Annotated in this window: 24 protein-coding genes; 16 read left to right on the forward strand and 8 right to left on the reverse strand. The window is 40.8% G+C overall.

The features are described from left to right. Nucleotides 1–2 precede the first annotated feature (2 nt). Entirely contained in the window at nt 3–419 is a 417-nt protein-coding gene (locus ABJF57_RS15425) for a hypothetical protein (protein WP_462232222.1), read from the reverse strand. Between the two features lie 290 nt (nt 420–709). On the opposite strand from ABJF57_RS15425, the gene ABJF57_RS15430 reads away from it, so the two are divergent. The 6 genes from ABJF57_RS15430 to ABJF57_RS15455 are packed head-to-tail and all read left to right on the forward strand — an operon-like array spanning nt 710 to nt 7,785. Next, complete coding sequence (locus ABJF57_RS15430; protein ID WP_462232223.1) at nt 710–1,045, forward strand: PadR family transcriptional regulator; 336 nt, start codon at nt 710–712, stop codon at nt 1,043–1,045. A 29-nt stretch (nt 1,046–1,074) separates the two neighbouring features. After that, nucleotides 1,075–3,678, forward strand: coding sequence for an ABC transporter permease (locus ABJF57_RS15435; RefSeq protein ID WP_462232224.1), 2,604 nt, complete (start codon nt 1,075–1,077; stop codon nt 3,676–3,678). Between the two features lie 32 nt (nt 3,679–3,710). Then, complete coding sequence (locus tag ABJF57_RS15440) at nt 3,711–4,046, forward strand: PadR family transcriptional regulator (RefSeq protein ID WP_462232225.1); 336 nt, start codon at nt 3,711–3,713, stop codon at nt 4,044–4,046. Further along, a complete protein-coding gene (locus ABJF57_RS15445) occupies nt 4,043–6,661 on the forward strand; it encodes an ABC transporter permease (RefSeq protein ID WP_462232226.1) in 2,619 nt (872 codons plus the stop codon). Before ABJF57_RS15440 ends, ABJF57_RS15445 begins: the two co-directional genes overlap by 4 nt. A 28-nt stretch (nt 6,662–6,689) precedes the next feature. Then, a complete protein-coding gene (locus ABJF57_RS15450; RefSeq protein ID WP_462232227.1) occupies nt 6,690–7,229 on the forward strand; it encodes an HD domain-containing protein in 540 nt (179 codons plus the stop codon). A gap of 10 nt (nt 7,230–7,239) precedes the next feature. Beyond that, nucleotides 7,240–7,785 (forward strand): DUF2911 domain-containing protein, encoded by a 546-nt coding sequence (locus ABJF57_RS15455; protein ID WP_462232228.1) that lies wholly within the window; start codon nt 7,240–7,242, stop codon nt 7,783–7,785. Between the two features lie 67 nt (nt 7,786–7,852). On the opposite strand, the gene ABJF57_RS15460 is transcribed toward ABJF57_RS15455, so the two are convergent. Continuing rightward, nucleotides 7,853–8,509: an RNA polymerase sigma factor gene (locus tag ABJF57_RS15460; protein ID WP_462232229.1), complete on the reverse strand. Its 657-nt coding sequence runs from the start codon at nt 8,507–8,509 to the stop codon at nt 7,853–7,855. 104 nt (nt 8,510–8,613) lie between these two features. On the opposite strand from ABJF57_RS15460, the gene ABJF57_RS15465 reads away from it, so the two are divergent. Beyond that, nucleotides 8,614–8,970 (forward strand): hypothetical protein, encoded by a 357-nt coding sequence (locus ABJF57_RS15465; protein ID WP_462232230.1) that lies wholly within the window; start codon nt 8,614–8,616, stop codon nt 8,968–8,970. 27 nt (nt 8,971–8,997) lie between these two features. Here ABJF57_RS15465 and ABJF57_RS15470 read toward each other — a convergent pair whose 3' ends face one another. Both ABJF57_RS15470 and ABJF57_RS15475 read right to left on the reverse strand, forming a co-directional pair. Next, a complete protein-coding gene (locus ABJF57_RS15470; protein WP_462232231.1) occupies nt 8,998–10,326 on the reverse strand; it encodes a pyridoxal phosphate-dependent decarboxylase family protein in 1,329 nt (442 codons plus the stop codon). Further along, on the reverse strand, nt 10,323–10,886 hold the full coding sequence (locus ABJF57_RS15475) for a nitroreductase family protein (protein WP_462232232.1): 564 nt from the start codon (nt 10,884–10,886) through the stop codon (nt 10,323–10,325). The genes ABJF57_RS15470 and ABJF57_RS15475 overlap by 4 nt, the downstream gene beginning before the upstream one ends. A gap of 17 nt (nt 10,887–10,903) precedes the next feature. On the opposite strand from ABJF57_RS15475, the gene ABJF57_RS15480 reads away from it, so the two are divergent. Beyond that, nucleotides 10,904–11,773: an SDR family oxidoreductase gene (locus ABJF57_RS15480; protein ID WP_462232233.1), complete on the forward strand. Its 870-nt coding sequence runs from the start codon at nt 10,904–10,906 to the stop codon at nt 11,771–11,773. Then, nucleotides 11,770–12,651, forward strand: coding sequence for a DUF72 domain-containing protein (locus tag ABJF57_RS15485; RefSeq protein ID WP_462232234.1), 882 nt, complete (start codon nt 11,770–11,772; stop codon nt 12,649–12,651). Before ABJF57_RS15480 ends, ABJF57_RS15485 begins: the two co-directional genes overlap by 4 nt. A gap of 29 nt (nt 12,652–12,680) precedes the next feature. Here the strand turns inward: ABJF57_RS15485 and ABJF57_RS15490 are convergent, their stop codons facing one another. From ABJF57_RS15490 to ABJF57_RS15500, 3 genes are all read right to left on the reverse strand, one after another. Then, the gene (locus tag ABJF57_RS15490; RefSeq protein WP_462232235.1) at nt 12,681–13,064 is read right to left on the reverse strand and encodes a hypothetical protein; all 384 of its coding nucleotides are present in this window, start codon (nt 13,062–13,064) and stop codon (nt 12,681–12,683) included. A 68-nt stretch (nt 13,065–13,132) separates the two neighbouring features. Continuing rightward, nucleotides 13,133–13,906, reverse strand: coding sequence for an AMP nucleosidase (locus ABJF57_RS15495; protein WP_462232236.1), 774 nt, complete (start codon nt 13,904–13,906; stop codon nt 13,133–13,135). Nucleotides 13,907–13,973: 67 nt separating this feature from the next. Continuing rightward, a complete protein-coding gene (locus tag ABJF57_RS15500; RefSeq protein WP_462232237.1) occupies nt 13,974–15,545 on the reverse strand; it encodes a capsule assembly Wzi family protein in 1,572 nt (523 codons plus the stop codon). A gap of 147 nt (nt 15,546–15,692) precedes the next feature. On the opposite strand from ABJF57_RS15500, the gene ABJF57_RS15505 reads away from it, so the two are divergent. The 7 genes from ABJF57_RS15505 (at nt 15,693) to ABJF57_RS15535 (ending at nt 26,111) form a co-directional block, all read left to right on the forward strand. After that, nucleotides 15,693–16,454 carry an SDR family NAD(P)-dependent oxidoreductase gene (locus ABJF57_RS15505; RefSeq protein ID WP_462232238.1) on the forward strand — a complete coding sequence of 254 codons (762 nt, stop codon included), beginning with the start codon at nt 15,693–15,695 and terminating at the stop codon, nt 16,452–16,454. A 20-nt stretch (nt 16,455–16,474) separates the two neighbouring features. Further along, on the forward strand, nt 16,475–18,682 hold the full coding sequence (locus ABJF57_RS15510; protein WP_462232239.1) for a glycoside hydrolase family 20 protein: 2,208 nt from the start codon (nt 16,475–16,477) through the stop codon (nt 18,680–18,682). A gap of 4 nt (nt 18,683–18,686) precedes the next feature. Next, entirely contained in the window at nt 18,687–19,430 is a 744-nt protein-coding gene (locus ABJF57_RS15515) for a copper homeostasis protein CutC (RefSeq protein WP_462232240.1), read from the forward strand. Beyond that, nucleotides 19,417–21,651 carry a glycoside hydrolase family 2 protein gene (locus ABJF57_RS15520; RefSeq protein WP_462232241.1) on the forward strand — a complete coding sequence of 745 codons (2,235 nt, stop codon included), beginning with the start codon at nt 19,417–19,419 and terminating at the stop codon, nt 21,649–21,651. The genes ABJF57_RS15515 and ABJF57_RS15520 overlap by 14 nt, the downstream gene beginning before the upstream one ends. A 74-nt stretch (nt 21,652–21,725) precedes the next feature. Continuing rightward, entirely contained in the window at nt 21,726–22,487 is a 762-nt protein-coding gene (locus tag ABJF57_RS15525) for a lysophospholipid acyltransferase family protein (protein ID WP_462232242.1), read from the forward strand. Nucleotides 22,488–22,657: 170 nt separating this feature from the next. Continuing rightward, nucleotides 22,658–22,984, forward strand: a complete 327-nt coding sequence (locus ABJF57_RS15530; protein WP_462232243.1) for a hypothetical protein — start codon at nt 22,658–22,660, stop codon at nt 22,982–22,984. Between the two features lie 43 nt (nt 22,985–23,027). Further along, nucleotides 23,028–26,111 (forward strand): T9SS type A sorting domain-containing protein, encoded by a 3,084-nt coding sequence (locus tag ABJF57_RS15535; protein ID WP_462232244.1) that lies wholly within the window; start codon nt 23,028–23,030, stop codon nt 26,109–26,111. Here the strand turns inward: ABJF57_RS15535 and ABJF57_RS15540 are convergent. Beyond that, on the reverse strand, nt 26,101–26,709 hold the full coding sequence (locus ABJF57_RS15540; protein ID WP_462232245.1) for a methyltransferase domain-containing protein: 609 nt from the start codon (nt 26,707–26,709) through the stop codon (nt 26,101–26,103). The two genes, ABJF57_RS15535 and ABJF57_RS15540, sit on opposite strands and share 11 nt — an antisense overlap. Nucleotides 26,710–26,763: the final 54 nt, after the last annotated feature.

Raw genomic sequence — 26,763 nt, forward strand, 5'->3', positions numbered from 1 at the left:
AGTTACTCACCATCTTTTGAAGCTACACTTTTCTCAGGGTTAACACTGAATGTTAGTGTGGTACCAGTGACTTTTTGGGTGCTTTTACTTTTAGCAGATACGGTTGTAAAATATTGACCCGCTTCTACACCCTTAGCAGAAACCTTTACCAAGTAGTGATCCAAGTTTTCTGGGTCTTGAGTAACTTCAAATGTAAGTTCAGAACCACTCAATAAAGAAGGAGCTGAAAATTTCGCTTTTCTGGCTGCTTTGGATCGGACAATCCATAGATCGAACGTCGTGTCTCCGTCAACGTCAAGATTTAGCGTGTATTCCTGCGCATGAATCTTCGCACCTTTTTTCGGAGCTTCGAAGTTTTGAGCCATTGCTAATGAGGAAATAAAAAGTATAATAGATAGAAGGGTAACGTGCTTTTTCATAGTTGTATGCTTTTGGTTTTCATACAAATGACACGTGTGTTTAACTGCCTTCTACTACAATACTGACTGGACTGAGAGAAAACCTGTTGAGTTGTCAGTTTTAATGATTGAGCCGTTTCATCGATTTCAACAATTATAAGCGACTTCCGATTTTCCATGATTGCTAAAAGTCCATCCTGTCCCAGATGATTATAGGTTTTTTATACAAAACATGAAAAAATAAAAATAACAGCCTTATGTCTTTGTATTTATTTTTCATACATTTAGTGAATTAATCAATATTCGGAAAAATGAAAGGAACGAACCTTGGTGAATTTGAGGAGATTGTATTGCTCACAATAGCTTCCCTGATGTCTGATGCTTATAGCGTCAATATTGTCGATGAGATAGCAGAAGTCACTGGGAGAAAAACCAAACTTGGCGTAGTGCATGCTGTACTTAATCGATTGGAAAAGAAAGGACTAATCCTATCGGAGTTGGGTGAGCCAACTAAGGAGCGAGGCGGTCGAAGGAAACGATTTTTTCAAATCTCCCATGCGGGGAAGGTATCCTTGATGAAAGCCAAGGAGCAAAGGGATAGACTCTGGAATAACATTCCTGAATTAGTATTTCAGGATATCAGATGAGCGAAAATCGCAATATACCACCACGCTGGATGAATTGGCTCCTGGAGTTGTACTGTTCCAAAGAGCTATTGGAAGACCTTCAGGGAGATCTTCATGAATACTATGCCAGAAACTTAAAGAAGAGTCGATTCAAAGCCAATGCAATATTTATTCTGGATGTGATCAAGTTTTGTCGACTCTACACCATTCGAAAACCCAAAATACTAGGACAAATGACTTTCTTAAATCTAATGAACAACTACTTCAAGACTTCCGCGAGGAGCCTTGCAAGAAACAAGCTTTTCTCTACCATCAATATCCTTGGACTTGCCATTGCCATGTCAGTTGGGGTACTGATGATCACCTACATAAGCGAGCTTTTAAGTTTTGATACTTTTCATGAAAAAGGAGATCGAATTTATCGCGTGCAGTCTACGTATAGCAGTATCTCATCACCAGAGCCCAATGATTTTGCATCTACCTCAGTTTTCATTGGAAAAAAGCTAAAGGAGGAATACTCAGGTTTTGAGAAGGTATTGTTCATGAGACGAAATTTCAGGGCTGACCTGAATAAAGGAGAGAATACCATCTCCATTAGGGGTCTCTATGCTTCCAGAGAGTTTTTTGAAGTCTTATCATTTGGATTGGTTGCCGGGGATCCACTTACAGCTCTTTCTGAACCAAATTCTATTGTGCTGACAAAAAAATCAGCTGAAAAACTATTCAAAGATGAAGAAGCAATAGGGCAAGTTGTGATATCTGGAGATCAGTCGTATACAGTGACCGGAGTTGCCGAAAACCTCCCCAAAAATTCTCATATCCAGTTTGAAGCCTTGCTGTCGTTTGTGACATTAGAGAATAGATATGCAGATAGTGAAACCACTACTTTTTTCGATTGGAGAAGCATTTGGATGAACTATGTGTATCTGCTGCTCCCAGAAGGACAGGATCCGAATGTCATAAACGGGTATCTCAAAGACATTGCAATGGTAGAAAATGCCAAGACCGATCGGTTTAAAATCACTCATCAAGTGGAAAGCCTCGCCAATCTTGTGCCCAGCCAGGAGTTGTCCAATCAGATCGGACCAAGCATGAGTTGGACAGGCATCTATCAGTTGGTTTTCTTGACACTATTTGTCATCGTTTCCGCCTGCTTTAACTATACCAACCTTTCAATCGCAAGATCTTTGAGAAGAGCAAAAGAAGTCGGTGTGAGAAAAGTTGTGGGTGCAGGCAGGTATCAGATTTTTACCCAGTTTGTGTTCGAAGCTGTCATTGTCGCTTTGATTTCAGTGATCATTTCCTACGGTTTGTTTATGCTAGTGAAACCCTTCTTTATGGAGATAGTGATTGGCTCGAATGATTTGATTACTATGAACTTTCAATGGGTTCATGTCATCTATTTCATAGCTTTCGCGCTTTTCATTGGGTTAATAGCAGGTATACTACCCTCACTGGTCCTGGCCAAACTTAAAGCGATTTCAGTCTTTAGAGACGCATCGTCAGTTAAGCTAATGAAAGGTCTGAATCTCAGAAGGGTCTTGATAGTCTTGCAGTTTACTATGTCTATTTTCCTGATCATAGGATCGACTATAGCTTATCGGCAGTACAAATTTGCGCTCAATTTTGACATGGGCTTCACCACTGAAAATGTTTTGAATGTTTCTCTACAAAACAACGACTCTAAGATATTGATGACTGAAATGGAAAAACTTCCAGAAGTAAGTAAAATATCTCGCTCTGGGATGATTCCAAATACAGGAGAGATTTGGGGTGAAGAAATCAAGTATAAGGATCCTCTTGACTCGGCAGATGTATTTGTAAACTTTGTTGACAAGAGCTACTTCTCTACACATGAGTTCACTTTTTTGGCTGGAGGCTCTTTTCCGTATGATCAGGAAGATGGAGACGCAAAGTTTGTAGTTGTTGATGAACTCCTACTAAAGAGATTCAGTTTTGAAAGCCCTCAAAGTGCAATTGGTGAAGTGATAACTGTGAGTAGAAGACTGGAAGATTTGAAACTTGAGATTGTTGGTGTTGTAAACGAGTTTCAATACACTAAAATTCATAGCGAATCAGAGCCAGTCGCCTTAATTCAAGGAACACCGGAAGATTACATGCATCTCAACCTGGTCGTTAAAACCAACGATGTTGTGGCATTTATGGATAAGCTTGAAGCCATTTGGGCGGAAGTGGATCGTGTTCATCCTTTTGAAGCTCAATTTTATGATGACCTAATTCAGGAGTCTTATAATGCTCAAGCGACACTATTTAAAATCTTTGGATTTTTAGCTTTTTTGGCTATATCTATTGCAAGCATGGGCTTGTTAGGGATGGCTGTGTTTACAACCGAGACTCGCCGCAAAGAGATTAGTGTACGAAAGGTTCTTGGTGCAAGCATGAACAATTTAATGTTCATTTTATCCAAAGGGTTCATGGCGATGCTTCTTGTGTCAGCACTTATTGCTATGCCTCTTAGCTATTTGTTTTTCAGTGAGATGGTAATGGCAGATTTTGTCAATCGCATAACCATAGGTCCTGTAGAGTTACTTTCTGGAGTGTTTATTGTTTTCGCTATCGGAATACTAACCATTGGTTGGCAAACCTCCAGAGCAGCTAAAACCAATCCAGCAGACATGCTACGAGACGAATGATTTTCATATTTAATGAATGATTTAATAAAAGAATGAAGGGAACTAATCTTGGTGAATTTGAAGAAATTGTTCTTCTGACAATCGCTTCTTTGATGTCGGATGCCTATAGCGTCAACATTGTTGATGAGATAGCAGAGGTCACAGGAAGGAAGACCAAACTAGGTGTAGTGCATGCTGTACTCAATCGATTGGAAAAAAAAGGACTAATTCTATCGGAGTTGGGAGAGCCCACTAAAGAAAGAGGGGGCAGAAGGAAGCGTTTTTTCACCATTTCGCATGCAGGGAAAATTTCACTAATAAAAGCCAAAGAGCAGCGAGACAGGCTGTGGAGCAATATTCCAGAACTTGTTTTTAATGGAATTGGATGAAGGAAGAGAGTAAAGGGCCACCTCGTTGGATGAATAGAATCATTGAATTCTACTGCGACAAAGACCTTGTCGAAGATTTGCAGGGGGATCTTCATGAATACTATGCTCGAAATATCAAAAAAGGGCGACTAAGAGCAAATTTTATTTTTCTCCTTGACGTGATCAAGTTCTGTCGACCATACACTATTCAAAAACCCAAAATACTAGGACAAATGACATTCTTTAATCTACTAGGCAACTACTTCAAAACATCTATTCGAAGTATTGCCAGAAATAAGCTTTTCTCATCAATCAATATTATTGGACTGGCAGTATCCATGTCCATTGGTGTGCTAATGATTACCTATCTGTCTCAATTATTCGATTATGATGAGTTTCATGAGAATAAAGAACGGATTTATAAAGTAGGAACGCTCTATACGGACAATGACGGAGATGTCATTGACCTGGCGTCTACATCCGTTTACATAGGAGATATACTGAAGGAAGATTATCCTGGAATAGAAGATGTATTGACCATTCAAGGTTGGGCGGATAAAGATTTCACTTTTGAAGACAAAACACTCCAATTAGAAGGGATTTACGCCTCAGCATCTTTTTATGATTTTTTCAGTTTTGAAATGGTAGAAGGAGATCCAGAAACGGCGCTAAATGAGCCGTTTACAGTGGTATTGACAGAATCAGCTGCTAGAAAATTTTTTGAAGATGAGAGTCCTATCGGAAAAGTTTTCGAATCTGGAGAAGACTTGTATACCATCACAGGCGTAATGAAAGATATGCCATCAAATACGCACCTGCGGTCATTTGAAATGATCGAGTCTTTCGCAACTCGAAGGCACAAGGCTAAAAATAGTAAGGGATTCTCTAGCTGGGGTAATGTATGGAACTATCATGTATATCTTCTTCTGGATGAAAACACTTCACCAGAAACTGCCGAAGGGTATCTGGAAGCAATAGCGCTTGAAGAAAACGAAAAAAGAGATCGCTATTCACTCACCTTTGATTTGGTGAATTTGGCCAATTTGATACCAGGAACAGGCAAGTCAAATAACATTGGCCCGTCCATAAAGTGGAATGATATAAATAAACTATTGATATTGACCGGTATTATTCTCATTACCGCATGTTTTAACTATACAAATCTTTCGGTAGCTCGTTCGCTGCGGAGAGTAAAAGAAGTAGGTGTAAGAAAAGTAGTAGGAGCGACCAGGAAACAAGTTTTGAGTCAGTTTTTGTTCGAGGCTATACTTATTTCTGCAATAGCTCTGATTCTTTCCTTCGGCCTGTACCTGATGATAAAACCCGGATTTATCAAAGAAGTAATTGACTCAGAAGGAGTTGAACTTCCCTTTCGTATGAATCACATTTTTTGGTACATCTCTTTTGCTATTATCGTGGGGTTGTTTGCTGGACTTCTACCAGCAATGATCCTCTCCAAATTAAAAGCAATATCCATTCTAAAAGATGCGTCCAGATTGAAGCTTTTCAAAGGGCTAACGCTCAGGAAGGTGCTGATCGTTTTTCAATTTACCGTATCAATGGCTTTGATTATTTCAGCAACAATTGCCTATCGGCAGTATGAGTTTTCTATCAATTATGACTTAGGATTTAGATCAGAAAATGTGTTAAACATTAATTTAAGTGATTCCGACCTAGATGTGGAAATGCTTAAAACCGAGTTAGCAAAACTTCCGGAAGTTTTAAATTCTTCAAGTGCAATTATGTTACCAGGCACACAGTCACTTTATATGTTAGACATTCATTATAAAGCGGATTCGCTGGGTATATTCTATAACATGGTTGATGCAGATTATTTAAACCTTCATGAAATTTCCTACACAGCTGGAGAGGGATTTCCATTGGAACGAAAGGATAGCCTGGCTTACATTGTAATAGATGAAAAAATATGTGAGAAGTTCGGTTTTGAAAATCCTGAAGACGCCATTGGTGAGGTTTTTACGAATGCCAATGATGGTTATAGGCTTCAAGTAAGTGGAGTATTGAAAAATTACCAATATGCAGACCTTCAAAATGAACTGGGGCCTACAGCTTTTGTCCAAAACTACGGGCGAAGAGCTTATTATTTAAATGTGTTGGTCAAATCTGACAACATGATTGCATTGATGGATAAATTAGAGGAGGCCTGGAGAAGTGTGGATAAAGTTCATCCGTTTGATGCGGAATTTTATGATGATCAACTTCAAGAAGCATATGCTGAATACAAGACCATATTTCGGCTATTTACATTTCTATCACTTATCGCTATCAGCGTGTCGCTAATGGGTTTACTCGGTATAGCCGTATTCACCACCGAATCGCGGACGAAAGAGATAAGTGTAAGGAAAGTTTTGGGAGCTTCGGAAAAGAATTTAGTTTTTATTCTATCCAAAGGCTTTATCATGATGATCGCGATTTCCGCAATAATCGCAATCCCGCTAGCCTATTACGTTTTCGATACCTATGTCTTAGTGGAGTTTAGGGAGCGAATAAGTATTGGAGCACTGGAACTTTTACCAGGGGTAATGCTTATCATACTTGTAGCTCTGGTTACAATTGGCGGACAAACATTAAGAGCATCCAAAACAAATCCTGCAGACATGCTTCGAAACGAGTGATTTGACTTGATCTTGCTATTTTTCTGTTATGAACAGGAAAGAAGCCAAAGAAATTCTGACTTCCATGACTGATGGTGAAAGCTTGCTTAGACATGCTCGCACAGTCGAATTGGTCATGGAAGCTTACGCACCTAAGTTCGGAGAAGATCCGGAAGAGTGGGCCATCACAGGCATGTTGCATGATGCTGACTATGAAAAATACCCCGAAGAGCACCCCAATCGAATTGTCGCTATGCTCAGGGAGAAGGGGGAGGAGAAAATTGCACACGCAATCTCTGCGCATTATACTAAATGGAACATTTCGTATGACACCACACTTGATAAAGCTCTTCTAGCTTGCGATGAGTTGACAGGCTTCATAGTGGCTTGTTCACAAGTAAGACCAGAAGGTATTTCTACCCTCACGGCTAAGTCTGTGAAGAAAAAGTTAAAGCAGGTGAGTTTTGCCGCCAAGGTTGAGCGAGATGAAATAGCTAAAGGAGTGGAACTTTTGGGTGTGGATCAGACAGATCATATTACCTTTATCATAGATGTTTTGAAAGAACATAAAGAAGAACTCAATATCTAATCTACCCATCATGAAAAAGAAACTACTCATTGGCTTTGGAATACTCGTTGTATTGATCGTCGCATTTATGGTCTATGCGAACAACCGAAACAGGACCTTAAGCCCTCCAGGAGAGGCAAGCCTTTCGATTGGTGGAATGGAGGTCAATGTCAGTTACTCCCGGCCATCTGTGCGTAACCGAATGATTTTTGGTGAGGAAGAAGAAGGGGCCTTACAACCCTATGGTGTTTATTGGAGATTGGGAGCGAATGAGCCGACACTCGTTGAAGTCACTTCAGATTTCAGGTTTGGTGATGAATCTTTTGTAGCTGGTAAGTATGTGATTTATGCCATTCCGCGCAAAGGAGAAATGGAGATACGATTAAGTTCAGATCTACGGTTTTGGGGATATACAGAACCAGACTACTCGCAGGATCTGGCTACCGTCGTAGTGCCTGTGTCTCGTAATGAGCATGTGGAGCAATTCACGATTGAAACGCAAGAAGCGAAAAGAGGAGTAGAGTTAAAGTTTGCCTGGGGCAACTACCAGTGGGCATTGATGCTCGAAAAGAAATAATTAGGTCATCTTTTGCTGACCCAGTCTTTCAAAATCAAATTGAAAAGACTACTTGAAGTGAAAGATATCAGTGTATTTCAGACATTACTTTTTCTACAAGATCATCACACTTGGAAAATCCAAATTCAAATAGCGAAGAGGTTTGAGATTGATCGTATAGGCTTTCTTTTATCATAGCCTTGGCACGATGAATTCTGACTTTTACATTAGAAATGGATAAATCAAGGCAATCACTGATTTCTGCAATAGACATTCCTTCAACTTCTTTCATGATGTAAGCGCTTCTGTATTTCTGATCCAGTTGTTCGATCGCTGCTTCAAGCATTTGTTTTGCCTCCATTTGAATAAGTCTATTTTCAGGTGTGTGGTTTTCATCAGAAATCGCTATTTCACTTTCATCCTTGCCTATCAACAAATGGACTTGCTTATTTTTTTTAAGCCTGTACAGCGCTTTATTGATGCCTATGCGTATCAGCCACGTAGAAAATGCTGAATCGAGACGGTATTGTGACAGCTTTTCATAAGCTGCCAAGTAGGTCTCCTGCATCGCATCTTCGATATCTTTTTGATCCCTCAAGTAGCCTCGCAAAACCCGATATAATTTTTGATTATTCCTCCTCAAGAGTATTTCATAAAGACCTTTTTCTCCTGAAATAACCTTTTGCACTATTTGCCTTTCAGTGAGCTTATTGTATCTGCTATCGGTAATCGATATTGGGTTCATTCTTTAGATTATTTGAGTATTAGATTACACTTTCACGTGAAAGTTACAATGTGTAACCTTTTTTCATTTTTCTTATCCAATCCCGGAAACGAACAAAACAAAAAATGGAAACAACAGTAAAAAATGTATTTAACCTGCTTAAGTATGCTTACGGTATAGTACCTATAGTAGCAGGGTTGGATAAGTTCACAAATCTCCTAACTGACTGGACGCAGTATCTAAGCGAAGGGATGATCCCAATAGATGCCGGGGTATTCATGATGATCGTTGGAGTAATTGAGATTGTTGCAGGTATTCTTGTGCTTTCGAAGACAAAGATTGGCGCATTGATTGTGTCACTGTGGCTGATGCTAATTGCGCTTACACTTTTAGTGAGTTGGAATTATGTGGATGTAGCCGTTAGGGATCTAATGATGGCATTAGGGGCATATGTATTATACAAGATTTCGGATCACGTTTGAAGGTAGGGGCAGAGCAATCTGCCCCTTCTAAAGACTTTGTTGCAATCTTGTCCAAATTTCTTCAAGCCAATCTTCATGCTCCGGTTTCATTAGGGAAGACCTTAAGCAAATGAGGTATTCAGAGTCAATGTTGAAATCAACATTCTCAAATTTTGACGTTGGATATTTGTAAAGTGACAGATACAGGTGATTCTCCTCAGCTTTTGTAAAAAACTGCTGAGCTTTACCACTCATTTCACTTGTGCTTGATCCTTTGAGTGTCCAGGCCACTATGTCTGTTTCCGGAGCAACGACGGGTAAAAAATGATCACTACCCAATAGTTTTTTGTATAGCGCAACTGAGGCGTTTCTGGATTTTTTTAAATCCTTTGAGAACTCGCCATGAAGCACGGGTGGTAACAGCTGATGAGTGGCCCAGAGGCCAACGGCAGAGGCTCCGGCACGTGAGCATTCCAGGCTAATTTCTCCCAAATGAAGTTCATCAGAAGTAAAATAAGTGTAGGGTGAATCGTGGATATAATGTTTGGCTACCTCAGGGTCTTGGAAAAGAACACACCCGCATCCATAGGGCTGGAGTCCTTGTTTGTGTGGGTCAATTACAAGACTGTCTACCTGGTTTAAGTGAGCGTATTTTTTCTGGGTGTCAGTTTCCAGGTTATCAACCAAGCGAAAATATCCTCCATACGCCGCATCAGCATGTATTCTAAATGAATACTTCTTTTGTAATTCCAGTACTTCTACTAGTGGATCCACTGCTCCCAGGCCGGTAGTGCCCATGGTGCAGACTACCGTACCCACATCACCTTTCTTTAATTTTTTCTCCAGCACATCTAAGTCGAGTCTTCCTTGCTGATCCGATTCAACCTTTTCAAACTTCAGTTTAAGTACCTCGGAAATACGCTCATGCGTATAATGTGCTTGATCTGAGGCAATGATTTTTTTATCTGGATGTATGTTGCCCGCCACCCACAGTGCTTCAAGATTGGCCATCGTACCACCGCTGGTTAAGTGACCCAGGTGAGTCGTCCAGCCAAACATACCCGCTAAGTCTGCCACAACTTCCTTTTCCATGGGCGAACTAGCTTTGCTGCCATCCATGGCATGATTGTTTGGATTGATCCACATTGCCAGCATGTATGCTGCTTTGGCAATTGGGTGAGGCGGCTTCAGCATTTGCCCAACAAATAGTGGATGAAAATAGGGATAGTTATTCTGCATCTTTTCCGCCGTTTGCAGAATTACCTCTTCCATTTTGTCTGTATCGAAAGTTTGCTCCATGTCTGGAAGGTTAAATCCTGACTCAAGTTTTTCCAGAGCTTTTATAAGTAGTGTTATTGATTCTCGTTCCAGTTTCATATGTCAATCCATTCAGTTTTTTCTTCAATGGGTTTCTTTTCGTTTACTCGCTCAGAAGAATTACAATAACCAATATAAAAAAAGCCTATGCACGATTCATTGTCGGCCAACTCGATATGATCTCCAAGGAATTTACAAAGAGAAGGGCTACTCCAATACCCACCCAGCTGATATTGATCGAGCCCCAGCCAAATATTTTGCACAGCGCACGCTACTGATGCCACTTCTTCCCATTCGGGAACGCGTTCGTCAATGTCTCTATGGAGAATGATGGCGAGAACTGCTCCTGCTTTTTGAGGATTAGATTTAATTTTTTCAATTTTTGATGAGTTGAAATCTGGGGTTATCTCCCGATATTTTTTAGCAAGAAATTCACCGAGGTTCTTTTTTCCATTGCCTGTAAAAACCTTAAAGCGCCAGGGTTCCGTAAGTTTATGAGTAGGGGCATGATTGGCATTTAGAAGCAACTCTGTCAGAATTTCCTTTGGGATAGGCTTATTGATATATTGCAAAGGGTAGACCGATCGTCGTTTCCTTATGTTATCGTTTATTACACTCACTATTTTTTGAATTAAGAATGATTAAATCTAAAAACATATTGATTACCGGAGCTTCTACAGGTATTGGTTATGACCTGGCAAAGGTATTCGTTGAGCATGGTTATTCGGTATATGGAAGTGTAAGAAAACAAGCAGATGCAGAAAGACTTTCACAGGATCTCGGCGAAAATTTTAAGCCTGTACTTTTTGACGTGACAGATCATGCGGCTGTTGACAAAGCAGCGGAGAAATTGACAAAAGAAATTGGTGAAGAGGGGTTTGGCGGGTTGATCAATAATGCAGGAATTGCCATTGGTGGCCCTATGCTTGACTTGACAATGGAAGATTACCGACAGCAATTTGAAGTGAATGTGTTGGGCTTGATAAAAGTGACAAAAGCCTTTTTGCCATTGTTGGGGGCTCGCGTGAATCATGGGGTGGCACCTGGCAGAATTGTTCAAGTATCTTCCGTTGCTGGAAAAATTGGGATGCCATTCATGTCTCCGTATGTGGGATCGAAACATGCAGTGGAGGGGTTGTCAGAAAGTTTAAGGCGAGAGCTACAGCTATTTGGGATAAAAGTGATTGTCATTGGGCCTGGACCAATCAAGACTCCTATTTGGAATAAAGGCGTGTCTGAAGAAACAAGTGAGCGGTTTAAAGACTCTCCGTATGCAGAGTCCGTTCATATATTTCAAAACTCTTTCGTAAAAGATGCAATTCAAAAAGGCTGGACATCTGAAAAGGCGGCAAGAATCATCTTCAATGTTTTCGAGAAAACAAATCCGAAGTTTCGCTATGCACTCGTTCCTCAACGTTTTAAAAACTGGGTCTTACCCAGATTGCTTCCGAGCAAAGCTTTAGATAAATTCGTTGGTAAGAATTTGAAGCTAAGACCAAGAAAATGAAATTTGGAAGCGTAGAAAACCCTCAAGAAATAGATTTTAGTCTACCTGACGATCACCATGATACCGATCGTGTATTGAAGAAAGGCAAGGGCCTTCAAGAGGTATTTGTAGGTTGTGCAAAGTGGAATCGTCAGGACTTGAAAAAGTTTTATCCACGCGGTACCAAAGATGAATTGGAGTACTATTCTACGCAGTTCAATTCCATTGAATTGAATGCTACTTTTTATAATCATTTTCGCATTGAACAAATTGAAAAGTGGGTAGAAAAGACTCCCGAAGATTTTAAGTTTTTTCCTAAAGTACACCAAATGGTTAGCCACATAAAGCGACTGAATAATGTGGAAGAGCCTATTGAGCGATATGTGACAAATATTCGGGCGTTTGGGGACAAACTAGGCATGTGCTTCCTCCAGCTTCATGATAACTTCAAACCAGCAAATATGGAGCGTTTGATTACCGCCGTGGAGTATTGGCCAAAAGATGTGCCTTTGGCAATTGAATTACGGAATACCGAGTGGTTCAATGATGCGGAGGTGGCAAATGAAGTGTATGCTCTTTTTGAAGAAAATGGTATATCGAATATTGTAACTGATACGGCCGGCAGAAGAGATTTACTACATATGAGATTAACGTCTCCCTCGGTGTTTGTTCGATATGTAGGGGCAAATCATGAAAGCGATTATTCCAGGCTAGATACCTGGTTAGGACGTGTGAAGAATTGGGCAGACGCAGGAATGGAGAACCTGTATTTCTTTGTGCATCAAAACCTGGAAAAAGAATCTCCTGTACTTTCGGCTTACTTTACTCAAAAGCTGAACAAGGAGCTAGACTTAAATTTAACAATACCAGTAGGTCAGGATCAGCAAAGCTTATTTTAATAAAAAACCCTCCTTGAGGAGGGCTCGTTTCATCTTTTTCTTCTTTCCCTTTTACGCTGGCGTCTCTGCCGTACATTTTCGCGAATTTCCCTGTGAATTTTTTTTAGCTCAGCCCTTTGTTTGGTGTTCAATATTTCACTGACACATTCCTCTCGCCTTTTCATGATCTCTGCCTTGGCCATCATAATTTCGCTTCTTGAGCTGGCATCATCATTATGAATGGCTTCTATTTCTGGCTTAAGGGATTCCCTCATTTTTTTAAGGTCCGAAATTTGACTTTCACTGAGTTTCAGACGCTCTTTGTAGGCTTCAATTTTTGCTTTCGATTTTTCTCTTATCGCATCCTTTGTATCCTGCGCAAAGAGAATATGCCCTGCGACAAATAATCCAATAATTAATGTGAGTTTTTTCATTCTATTAGTCTTTGAGTTTAATCATTAGATTCTAAAAATGCTCAAAGGTTTAAACTAAGAGAACGGAATCACTCAAATCTCATGTGTTTCACCGACTCACCTGAATTGATCAATTCCGATAGCGAGTCTATTCCAATATCTAAATGGTTTTCTACAAACTTGGATGTTACTTTTTGATCGCTTTTGGAGGTCTTCACCCCTTCAGGTACCATTGGGTTGTCCGAAACCAGTAAGAGTGCACCTCTTGGAATTTTGTTTGCAAACCCTACGGTAAACAAAGTAGCAGTTTCCATATCTATTGCCGAAGCTCTAATGGCTCTTAGATAATCTTTGAATTCTTCGTCATGCTCCCAAACCCGCCTGTTTGTAGTGAAAACAGAACCTGTCCAGTAATCAAGACCTTTCGCTTTGATGACGTGTGAGATGGCTCGTTGTAGTCGAAAGGAAGGCAGCGCAGGAACCTCAGAAGGTAAATAATCGTCTGATGCACCTTCTCCTCGAATGGCGGCTATCGGGAGGATTAAATCTCCGAGTTGATTTTGAGCTTTAAGCCCACCGCATTTACCAAGGAAAAGTACAGCTTTTGGCATAATGGCAGAAAGTAAATCCATTACAGTAGCTGCCATGGCGCTTCCCATACCAAAATTAATAATGGTTATGTCTCCATTTGTAGCAGTTTGCATGGCCCCATTCTTGCCTTTGATAGGGACATCAAAGCGTTCAGCAAAAAGCTCGACATAGTTTTTGAAATTTGTGAGAAGGATGTACTGGCCAAACTCATCCAACTCGGTACCCGTGTATCTAGGTAGCCAGTTTTCTACGATTTCATCTTTTGTATTCATAAGCGGCAAAGGTAAATGTTGCGAGTGGACTAAGCGCTTTAAGGATATACAAAATGAAGAAATCTTATTATTTCAATAGGTAGCCAACCTTGAGTGAAAGGGTTAGGTTACGTACATCTCTATCTGGCTCATAGTACCAATTACGTCGATAGCCAGAATTAATGGTAGCATCAATACTAAAATCTCCAACAAAACGAAGGTAATCGAGACCTAGACGAAATCGTGCATCATTAGGCTGAGAAAATGCAGGAGCAAAATTATCAGTCAAATAATCATCATTGAAACGGACTCTGTCTATGGTAAAAGCAACTCTTCCATTCGATGTAAAATATTGAACTTTTATATGATTGGCGTTAGACCCTGGGCCGATATATGAACCAACTATTTGTCCATTATTGGTATATCCGTTTTCCACAACTGAATGAATGTAATATGGAGCGTGACCGGAAACTATGGATGATAATTTTAGCCTATTTAACTTAGTGTGCTCAAAGACAATTCTTAGAATATTATCATTTTTCAGGTCAAAAGTTTTGACAATTCCCATGGTAACCCCCCTCGTACGTTCGGGATTTTCAAAGAAGTCAACAATGACGCCAGGATAGTCATTTCTAGCAAATTCAATATAAGAATCAAATCCATGTTCCTTGAATTTCCAACGTACCATTAGAGACATCATTTGATCATATTCGTCATTGATATTAGCTTGTGGTGCATTAATTTTCCCCCATAGGGCAGCAAATGCATCAACCAATTTGAAATTGCCATCAAACATATCTCGATAGAGTACGCGGTTTATTCCAATACTTAGACCTTCTACGAAACTTGGTTCATAACCAAAAATTGCTCCCGTCAAATAGCGCTGATCATTACTGTCATCCTCATCAAAATAATCAGACTCGTCCATCAGTCCCCAAAAGGTTCTGAACTCTATTTTTCCGATTTTGGTATCTACAGGAACTGCTGTTCCAATGTCAAAATGAGGTATTCCGGCTGCATTGTTAGACATCACGACAGGTGATACTTGAGCAGGACCCCATATCATGGATTGAGTCGAAATGCCAATTGTTGCTTTTTTGTACGTGAGTCTTACCTCTGACTGACCAAGATTAAACTGATTGATGGATTGATCCCCGTATCGGACGACCCAATCTATTTTACGTTCAAATGGATAGGAAAACTCACTTTTAGTAAAGGTTGACGTAGGTATGTAAAAATCTTTGTTTTGAGCGGTATAAACTACTGGAGCAAAGGTGAATGAGAGCATCCCTTTTTTTCCAGTAAATCCAAAATTCAGTGAGCTGTTGAATCCTTTTCCCTCCCAGACTGAACCATCATTGTAGCTATCTGGAAATGCACTTGAGTACCCGAATTTTGCATATGGATCCAAAACCTCGATGTAATCATCTCCTTTTTTTGAAATATCGAATTTGCCATCCCATAAATCCCACCTCAAGGTCGAATCTGAAGCATAGGCATCAATGATGGATGGATGAAAGGTTATAGGATCAATAAGTTCCGGATTCTTCATCCTCAGTAGATGGTAGTATTCATTTAAATGATGATACCCAGGAAAAAGGACTTGAGCATTCAATGTAACTGTCGTACAAACAAAGAGAAGAATAGTGAATAACCTCATCAATTGGATTTTTGCTTAAAATTTGATGCAAAAGTAGCCGCATTTAGCTGATACCAAAGACCAAAAACGCTAGAAATGAGCTCATATTTTCCCATAAGAAAAGGTAAAAATGTTATCAAATGAGAAGTTTATGAATTAAATTAAGATATGGAAACATCAAACAGAGTGTGCGTAATCACCGGCGCTGCTCAGGGTATTGGTGCAGCTACCGCCAGATTAATGAGCTTGCACGGAATGATGAATGTGGTTTTGTCAGACCAAGACAAAGAAGGAGCGGATTCCCTTATGAATCAGCTAAATACAATTCGTCCAAAATCAGCTGTTGCCTTTACGACTGACGTGTCTGACGCCAGGCAAATGGCACAGCTGATGAAAGCGGCATATGATCGATTTGGTAGTCTGGATGTATTAATTAACAACGCTGGAATAAGTCAATCTAAAGTAGCTAAGACAGCCGATAGCTCATTGGAAGATTGGGATAAGGTGGTGGCGGTAAATCAAAGTGGGGTTTATTATGGAATGAAATATGCCCTCTCTTACATGCTTGAACAGGGGCATGGCATTATTGTTAATGTAGCTTCACTTGCTGGACAGATTGCTGCGCCAAACAACATCGCTTATGCAGCAAGCAAAGCCGCAGTGATAAATATGACGAAAACAGTGGCGCTTGAATATGGACGCAATAATATACGCGTCAATGCCGTTTGCCCAGGATATACAGATACCAACCATTTTGATCAATTGCACGAGACTAAGCCGGAACTGAAAGAACGGCTATTGCGTGCAACACCAATGAAACGCTATGCAAAAGTCGATGAGATTGCGGACACGGTGTATTGGCTTTGTTCGGATCAGACAAGTTTCATTACGGGTCAGACGATCACCATCGACGGGGGTATTTCTCTCTGATTTCTGAGTATTTTCGAAGGGTGAACAAACTAAACCCTTTCGTCACGGTGTATTCCGTATGGATTCTATTGATGGTCTGTGCTGGCTGTGATACAAGCGAAAATTCAAATATTGCCTTGATTCCAAAGCCTACTGAGCAAATAGCTCATCAGGGTTTATTCAAGGTTGATAAAAACACCAGGCTCGTATTTGATGAGACTTCTTCAAGTCTGAAATCAATCGTTCAAGAATACTTGAATTCCATTACCGCTTTTGAATTAGCCATTGATTCTCAAGCAAAGGATAATACTTTTTGTTTTAAGGTATCTGATATGCCTCAGAATGAATACCGGCTTATTGTTAGCGAAAAATCAATCGAGCTGACGGGAGGAAGTAATCAAGCACTTTTAAATGGATTTCAGTCCATTAGGCAGTTATTGTTGATCAATGATGGGAAAACGGTGCCAGCGATGGAGGTTGTGGATAGTCCAAGGTTTCAATGGCGAGGGCTTTTGTTGGATTGTTCAAGGCATTTCATGGAAAAGGATTTTGTGAAAAGATACATTGATCTTCTTGCTCTGTACAAAATGAATGTTCTTCACTGGCATCTAACGGAGGACCAGGGTTGGAGAATTGAAATTGATAAGTATCCTAAGCTGACAGAAATTGGAGCTTGGAGAGATGACGGTAAAGGAGGTAAATACGGAGGCTTCTATTCCAAAGATGATATCCGGGAAATTGTTGAATATGCATCCAATCGAGAAGTGACGATTGTTCCAGAGATAGAATTGCCCGGTCATTCGCAAGCAGCATTGGCGGCTTACCCGCAATTTTCATGTACAGGAGGTCCATTTGAAGTCGAGACAGACTGGGGGGTGTTTAAAGAAATATACTGCGCCGGAAATGATTCTACATTCATGTTTTTGGAAGATGTTTTAGAAGAAGTCATTGAATTATTCCCATCGGAATATATCCATATAGGAGGGGATGAAGTGCCAAAGTATCGGTGGGAACATTGTGTGAAATGTCAACGGAGGATGCAAGTAGCAGGTCTTCACGATGCGCATGAACTGCAGAGCTATTTCATCAGTCGAATTGGAGACTTCCTCGCTTCAAAAGGTAAGAAGATGATTGGATGGGATGAGATTTTGGAGGGAGGCCTGCCTGACGGAGCGACAGTGCAGAGTTGGAGAGGGTTTGAAGGGGCCAAGGATGCTGTTAGATTGGGGAATAGAGCGATCGTTTCCCCCACCTCGCATGCCTACTTTGATTATGGATTGAATGACATTGACTTGGCAAAGGTTTATGGGTTCAATCCGATACCTGAGGGCGTAAGTGAAGAAGAAAGGAGACTCATTATTGGTGGTGAAGCCAATATGTGGAGCGAGCGAGCTCCACAGCCAGAGATAGACTCCAAAGTATTTCCCCGATTGATTGCCATGTCTGAGGTACTTTGGAGTGGCGAGGAAAAGAAGAACTTTGGTGAGTTCAGGGCTCGCTTGTCCAATCACTATCGAATGTTAGATAAACTTGGTGTGCACTACGGCTTTGAAACAGTGCCTGTACAAATTGAGACCAATACAGAAAGTGGGGTTTTGGAAGTTTCTCTTACTTCATATGATTCTTCCATAATCATTTATTATTTCGATGGTGTTGAAAGTCATGTGTATCACGAGTCTCAGGAAATTATGGAGCCAGTAAACTGGGCGATCACTTTCGAGAAAGAATCTGGATTATTTAAAGACACCATCTACCAGCGATTTGAGCCACATTTGGCTAACGGGCTCAAGCCAAACATAGCAACGAAGTATAGTGCAAACTACGCAGCTGGAGGGATTGGTGGAATAACGGATGGATTAAAAGGAAGCAACCAATTTAGAGATGGAAAATGGCAAGGATACTGGGGAGACGATGTAGTGGCTACACTCGATTTAGGAGAAATTAAATCAGTTAGCCAACTGTCATCGGGATTTTTGCAATACAACAACGCCTGGATTTTCTTTCCCACCGAGGTAACCTATGAGATTTCAACGGATGGGATCAAATACATCTCATTAGGCACTATTTTAAATAAAGATTCACCTCGCAATAAGGAGCAAAAAACACAAGAGTATAGCTTAACGATCGATGAAAAAACTGAAGGTCGATTTGTGAGAATTATAGCCAGGAACTTAGGTGTATGTCCCGATTGGCATGACGCAGCAGGTAGCAAAGCGTGGCTGTTTATTGATGAATTTAGTGTAAAATAGCTGCGTGAATTACCAGATTGAGATATGTGCAAATTCAGTTCAATCGGCAATAAATGCTGAAAAAGGAGGTGCCAGCAGAGTAGAACTCTGTGATAACCTATGGGAAGGTGGAACTACCCCAAGTCATGCGACAATTCTGCTAGCAAAAAGAAAGCTGACTATTCCTGTCTATGTACTTGTAAGACCGAGAGGAGGCGATTTTATCTACAGTGATTTGGAATTTGAAATTATGAAGCAAGACATAGTTTCAGCTAAGGCGGCAGGGGTAGATGGCATAGTTTCCGGGGTACTACTTTCTAATGGCGGGATTGATATTGAACGAACGCGTGAGTTAGTGACACTGACTGCCCCGCTCCCATTCACCTTTCATCGGGCTTTTGATCATGTAGAAAATGTAGCATCTGGAATTGAAGATTTGGTTCAAATTGGAGTGACCAGAGTATTGACATCTGGACAGCGAGAATGCGCAATCGATGGAAGAGAAAATTTAAAGAAAATGCTCCATCAAGCTGCTGGTCGAATAGTGATTTTGCCGGGTGGAGGAATTAACAAGCATAACATTGATCAGCTGTTTGAGATTGGCTGTCGAGAATTTCATTTTTCAGCTAAGTCGTTGGTTAAAGGACAAGCATTGAAGACAGATAAAATTCCAATGAATGGTAGTTTGGATATTCCGGAAGATGCCATTCTGATGACGGATTCTAAAATAGTAAAAGAAATCAAAGCCAGATTAGATGAGAAAATTTAACCGTGTCCTAGTTATTTCATTTTTCATTTTTTTTGGTTGTGATACCTCTGAAAAACTAACTCGATCGGATTTAAACGATCATTGGGAGTTTACTCAGGATGGAAAGGACACTTGGAGAAAAGCCACTGTGCCGGGTGTCGTCCACACAGATTTAATGGCGAACAATATGATTCCGCATCCTTGGATAGGGACGAATGAATTGAAGGTACTTTGGGTCGAAAATGAGAACTGGATTTATCGAAAATCCTTTACACTTCAAAAGGCGGAATTGGATAGAGATGCGATAGATCTCGTGTTTGAAGGCTTGGACACCTACGCTGATGTAACACTCAATGGTAAGCTGATTCTCTCAGCGGATAACATGTTTCGTCGCTGGCGAACAAATGTGAAGGACTTACTGAAAGCTGGTGAAAACGAACTCCAAGTCAAATTTTCATCGCCATTGAAGGTCAATCTTCCAAGACTAGATACTTTGGGGTATGAACTTCCTGCCCCGAATGAAACAGTAGAGCGAAAAGTAAGCCCTTTTACGCGCAAAGCTCCATATCATTTTGGGTGGGACTGGGGGTTGAGGTTGGTCACATCAGGTATTTGGCGACCGGTATATCTTGAATCGTACGACGTGGCAAGAATTGAAAATGTGCAACTAGCGCAGAAAAGTTTGAGTGATCGTGTAGCTAAACTCGAAGCGGTAATTTCAATCGACGCAGCATCAGCTTCTGTGATCGACTTGCTTGTTATGGATATAAAAGTGCAAGCAAAGGTCACAAAGGGAATCAATGAAGTCATTGTCCCGCTCGAAATAGTAAACCCTAAACGATGGTGGTCAAATGGGTGGGGAGAGCAAAATATGTATGAAATCCCTGTGACATTGACACAAGAAGGAATACATCTTGATGAGGAAGTTGCCAAGATCGGGTTGAGAACGGTTGAACTCATTCAAGAAGCAGACAGTATTGGCGAGAGCTTCTATTTTATCATAAACGGGCAACCTCTATTCGCCCGTGGCGCCAATTATATCCCGCAAAGTCACTTTCTCCCTTCGGTAAAAGATGAGGACTATGAGAAACTCATCAAAGATGCGAGTGATATAGGCATGAACATGTTGCGCGTATGGGGAGGGGGGATTTATGAAAATGATCGATTTTATGAATTGTGCGATGAACATGGCATATTGGTTTGGCAGGATTTCATGTTTGCCTGTAGCATGTATCCTGGGGATTCAGCATTTATAGAAAATGTTGAAAGAGAGGTGATTGATAACGTAAAGCGATTGAGAAATCATCCTTCGATCGTTCTATGGAATGGCAACAATGAAGTAGATGTTGCCTGGAACAATTGGGGCTGGCAGAAACAGTTTAAATTTTCGGCTCAAGATTCTACCAAAATATGGAATGATTATGTTTATCTGTTCCGTGATCGAATTCCTACCCTACTAGGGCAACTTGACGACCGCCCCTATACCACTACATCACCGCTGAGCAACTGGGGTAGACCTGAAAACTACAACTATGCAAGCATGCACTACTGGGGAGTGTGGCACGGACCTGATGATTTTGATGGGTATAGAAAAAATGTGGGTCGATTCATGAGTGAATATGGATTTCAATCTTTTCCCAGCATGGAAACTATCGCTTATTTCGCCGATTCGTCTGAGTGGAGGCTAGACTCTGACGTGATGAAACATCATCAAAAAAGCTACATAGGTAATGGCATGATTGCAGAGCAATCGCGAAAATACTTTGGTGAAGCTACAAGCTTTGAAGATTTTGTTCTTAAAAGTCAGCAGACACAAGCGAAAGCCATGCAAATAGCCATTGATGCCCATCGATTGAAAAGAGGCCATTGTTGGGGAACGTTATTTTGGCAACTCAATGATTGCTGGCCCGGCCCAAGTTGGAGCGCCGTAGATGTCTTTGGTAGAAAAAAAGTGCTCTATGAAGAGCTAACCTCACTATACGCCCCAGTTGCTTTGATCCCACATTGGGAAGCAGATCAACTGGTCATTTCATTGGTTAATGACTCACTAGATAAGATTGAAGGCACCATGGAGTTGACACTTTTGGATACATCGGGAGAAGAAACAAATCTGAGTTTACCTGTATCTTCAGACAAGAATAGTCTAGTAGAAGTTCACCGCATCACGCGCTCAAAAAATTTTCAAAATGGGGTTGTGAAGCTGATACTGGATGAAAAAATATCCGTCATTCGCACCTTTTAAAGTTGCGATTTAGCCGTCTACAATCCTTCAGCAAAAGAAGATTATTTTTGCCGAAAATCACGTCTCAATAAGCCATGTCAGAAAAGAAGGATACCTGGATTAAAAAAGCTTTAAGAAGGTTGTTTTTAATCTATATGGGCATCGCCTTTTTCATTGTATTTATACTCCTATTCCCACTTTTCCTGCTGATAATACTTTTTAAGAAAAAGAAGCTGGGGCTTGTGCTAACAAGACATTTGACCACCCTGTTTTATTTCCTTATTGGAATAAGGATTGAGGTTGAGAATAAACATTTTCTGGATAAGAAATCGACTTACATATTCTGCCCAAATCATTTCTCCTTTCTTGACATTACCACAATGCCCCAGGTGCCAAAACCATTCAAATTTGTTGGTAAGGAGTCACTTTCTAAGATCCCCGGCTTTGGATATTATTTCAAGAATTTTCACATCATGGTAGATCGGGACAATCCACGAAGTAGCATTGCGACCTTCAAAGAGAGCATACAAGCACTGAGAGATGGAGTTTCCCTTACCGTATTTCCGGAGGGTGGAATCGAAGTGGGAAATACCATAGAATTAAGTGAATTTAAAGAAGGTCCTTTCCGTATGGCGTTAAAAACGGGCGTTCATTTGGTGCCTGTTACCATTGCAGATAATTGGCGCATTCTTCCGGATGACGGGAAATTTAAAATGAGCTGGAAGCGGAAAAGTCGTGTAATCATTCATGAACCAATTGACCCCTCGAAGTATGATTCGCGTTCAGTAAATGAATTTCAGGAAGTTGTAAGAAACACGATTCAAAAAGAACTTCATAAGAGGAATTCGGTCGGTTGATTAAGATTGAATTTTAGTTTTTTGGTGTAAGATGACTTTTGATTAGGCGAACTTGCAAAACAAGCAGAAGTTTTTTGAATTGGATTGCATCATATTGGCAAATATGACGCAAATGACAGTGGGGTATTTTTATGCTAAATTGTATTCTTATTAGAGAAGATTAATTATACATGGATACTCCCAAGCTGCGAGCTAACTCCTTTTTACTCCTTTTACCGATACTTCTAATTTGTGGGGTCAGCTGCCAACGTTCTGCGACCACTCAAGCAGTAGAGCAAGAATATCAATTTCTGGTGCTACTAGCCTCTGAACGATCAAATTTGGATGATATTGAAGAACTTGGATCAGACATTCTGATCGAAAAGAAAAGGACAAGCCGATCTCAAAATCAATGGCTTGTTAAAGTGAAAATGCTCCCATCTGAAATGGACGGATTTGTAGAGAAATTGAAGCAAAATACCCGAATCGAATCCATAGAAGCTTATCAGAATAATTGATTCTTATCAATAAATCCAGATCATTCATTCTAAACAAACTGACATGCAAAAATTAGTGTATTTAGTGTTTTTTACCTGTCTTGTAGGCATTGGGCAAGCTCAAACGCGCAAAGCAATAAAGGACATAGATGTGGCGAGTACAAAAGCTACGTTCTTCGGCAAGACAGAACGGCTGGATCAATTGATTGAAAAAGGTGAAGCTATAAAAGGAAGAGGCACAGCTAAGCAAAGTAAGAATTTGCCTCCCAATTTTTTTGGTAGAAAAAATAGTAAAATAAAACGCCCCGAACTTGAACATCAAGGAGTTGACCCGTTGAGATTTAATGCGCAGCAAGCCACCAGTGCAGGAACCATCGTTCCCACTGTAAATATGGATGGTGTCAGTGGCAGTAGTCCGAATGATCCTTCAGGAGCAATTGGTCAAAATCATTATGTACAAGCCATTAATGCTACCAGAATAGGTGTTTTTTTGAAGGACGGTACATTGGTAGAAACCTTTAACGGAAATGTGTTCTGGGAAAATGTTGATCAAAGGTCTGCTGGTGATCCAATCATTCTTTATGATACGGAGTACCACCAATGGATCATTACTGAATTCGCTCCCCAATCTACCTCATTGCTGCTCATAGCCATTTCAGAAGATGAAGATCCGTTGGGCGTATATTCTGTTTACGCTTTTGCAACACCAAATTTTCCTGATTATCCGAAGTATGGCATTTGGGACAATGCACTTGTGGTGAGCACTAATGAGCAAGGCCCAGGACAATTGCATCAATACTTCATCGAAAGAGAAGCTTTGATGGCAGGTGAAAAAGACGTGACCGTTCAGCGTGTGACTGTCAATGGGAATAATACCGAGGCGGGCTTTTTTGTTACTACACCCGTGAACTGGTCAGGCGGCCCAAAACCCAAAGAGAGCAAGCCACTTGCGGTAAAGTTGAATGACTCCTCCTGGGGAGAAGTTTCGGAAGATGTGATTGAAATCATTTCATTTGATATCGACTTTGAAAATCCAGAAAATACGATTGTTGAAGAACTGGAAATCCCAACCTCTCCATACGATTCCAATCCATGTTCTGTAACGGGCGAAGGTTTCCAATGTGTACCTCAAAGAGATGGAGGAGGACTGGATGCCATTCCGGAAGTAATCATGAATGTGCCTCAATATCGAAATTTCGGAACACATGAATCTTTCGTGCTAAGTTTTGTGACCGACGTAACTGATGGACAAAATTTAGCTGGCGTCCGCTGGACGGAGATGAGAAGAGTGGAAGGTGAGGATTGGAAGCTGTACCAGGAAGGAACCTATTCTCCAGACGGCCTGGATCGATACATGAGCTCCATAGCCATGGATGCAGAAGGCAATATTGGCTTGGCTTTTAATGTGAGTAGCGAAGATGAATATGTAGGAGTACGATTAACAGGTAGAAATGCAGATGACCCGCTGGGTGAAATGACCTATGATGAAATAGTAGTGGTAGACGGACGCAATGGAATTTCTTCTGGAGGTAGATTTGGCGATTATGCGCACATGTCAGTAGATCCGGTGGATGGACAAACATTTTGGCATACCACTGAGTACGCTGGCAACGGAGGTCAGAATTCCAGAACAAGAATTGTCTCTTTTAAAATTGCCGAAACTCGAAACAATGACCTACTTGCTGCCAGCATTGATGCACCTGTAAGTGGGGCAGATTTGTCCGCTACTGAAGCTGTTTCTGTTAGTGTTGTAAATCCAGGTGCAATAGATGTGACAAACTTTGATTTGCAGCTAAAATTGGATGGAAATGTAATTAGTACATACACGCATGTTGGTACAGTAGCGGCTGGAGATACACTGGAATATACCTTTGATCAGACACTCGATATGTCTGCAGTTGGAGATTATAACCTGTCTTTTGTCATTGTATACACCGATGATTTCGAGGACAATAATGTTTTTAAAGCCACTATTGAGCAACTCGTTTCGGTGGACGGAGCGATAAAGATGACAAGCAATAAAAGCGGAACTTGCATTGAGGATGCCCTTTTACCGGTAGCCATTCGATTATTCAACAATGGGTTTGACACGCTTAAATCGGCAGATGTAGACCTTGTGCTGAATGGTGAGGTGCAAAAGACTGTAGCGTGGACTGGCAATGTTGCAAGGGGGAGAAGCATAGGAATTGACGAGTCCTTTACCAATATGCCAAGTGGAACTAATTCACTAAAAGCAGTTCTCAGGAATGTTAACAATGATACAGATGGCAAGATGGATGATAATGAAGCGACATTTGACATTATCAATGATCTGAATATGGAGCAACTAGCAATCAAAATTGTTCCCGATAATTTTCCTGGAGAAATTGGATGGATCATTACAGACGGAGAAGCTGACGGCACACTATTCGCTCGCAGTAATTCGTATTCTGGAAGCACCCCCGGTGTTGAGATCGTCGACTTTGCATGCCTTCCAACAGATGCCTGCTATCGAATTTTTGTGTTTGACACTTTTGGAGACGGTTTTTGTTGCGGCGGTAACGGTAATGGATCGTATGAATTGATTGCTCCAGATGGTACGGTGTTGTTTTCAGGCCCCGGTGATTTTGAGGAATTTAGATCCACGGATTTTTGTGTTGGAAATGGATGCCAGCTGGAAGTATTGGTGGAGGTAAGCAATGCTACAGGAAATACGCCAGGATCCATATTACTTACCGCCAGCGGCGGGAGCGATTATGAATACAGCATTGACAATGGGGCGTCTTTCCAAAATGCACCCGTATTTGATGGATTGGATGCTGGCACCTATGAGGTGATAGTAAAAGCAGGGTTAGGATGCGAAGTGATGGAAACAGTGGTAGTTGAGCGATTACTTTCTACGGATCTTGAAAAGGATAAGATTATTATCGCACCCAATCCAACAAGAGATGTTGTGTTACTAACCATTGAGGGACATAGGGATGTTCAAGGGATGTTGGAGGTAGATGTTTTGAATTTGGAAGGTAGAATCTTACAATCTAAAAAGTTGAGTAGATACAATGGCTCATTTAAAGGTGCAATTTCTCTGTATGACTATTCCCGTGGAGTTTACCTCATTCGAGTAAGAAATTCAGAGAGCAATAAACTTGTTAGGGTAGTTAAGCAGTAGGTTTCCGTTGGAAAATTCCAAAAAACTCATTTCCCATACGCGGAGGAATGGAATTGTAGCAGTCTGCTAAACTATGCTCGCTAAAGTATGGCGTTAGATAACTGAGGTACTCTTCTTTTGTACCTCCAAAAGGTCGATTGGAATCTTTTCGTAAAGGATGTTTGAACCACAATCCCACAAGTTTTCCTCCAGGGTTTAGTAGCTCATACATTTGTTTAGCATAGCCAGACCTGTTTTCAACAGTAGGCTCAAGTGAACAAAAAAAAGTTTGTTCGAGGATGAGATCGTACGTATCTGCAAGTTCAAAAAAATTCTGATGCAGCAAATGTGAAGAGGGGAAACCCGGAACACGTGACTTAAACTGCTGCAAGGGAACGTTGGAAATATCCAGGACATACACGTTTCTAAAACCTTGATGAAAGAGATACTCGGCCTCATAGGCATTTCCCGCACCGGGAATGAGAATCTTAATATCCTTATTACTCAATTGATCAATATATGATTTCATGGGCAGCGAAGGATTGCCAATGTCCCATCCAGTGAGATTCTCTTGATATCTATTAGTCCAGTAGGCTTCTTGATTTTCTGAGTTGCTCATTTTGAATGGTCAACAAGGGAAGTAGTTCAATCGTTTCTTACAGTGAGGAATAGT

The sequence above is a fragment of the Ekhidna sp. genome (assembly GCF_039940915.1).
GTDB lineage: Bacteria > Bacteroidota > Bacteroidia > Cytophagales > Cyclobacteriaceae > Ekhidna.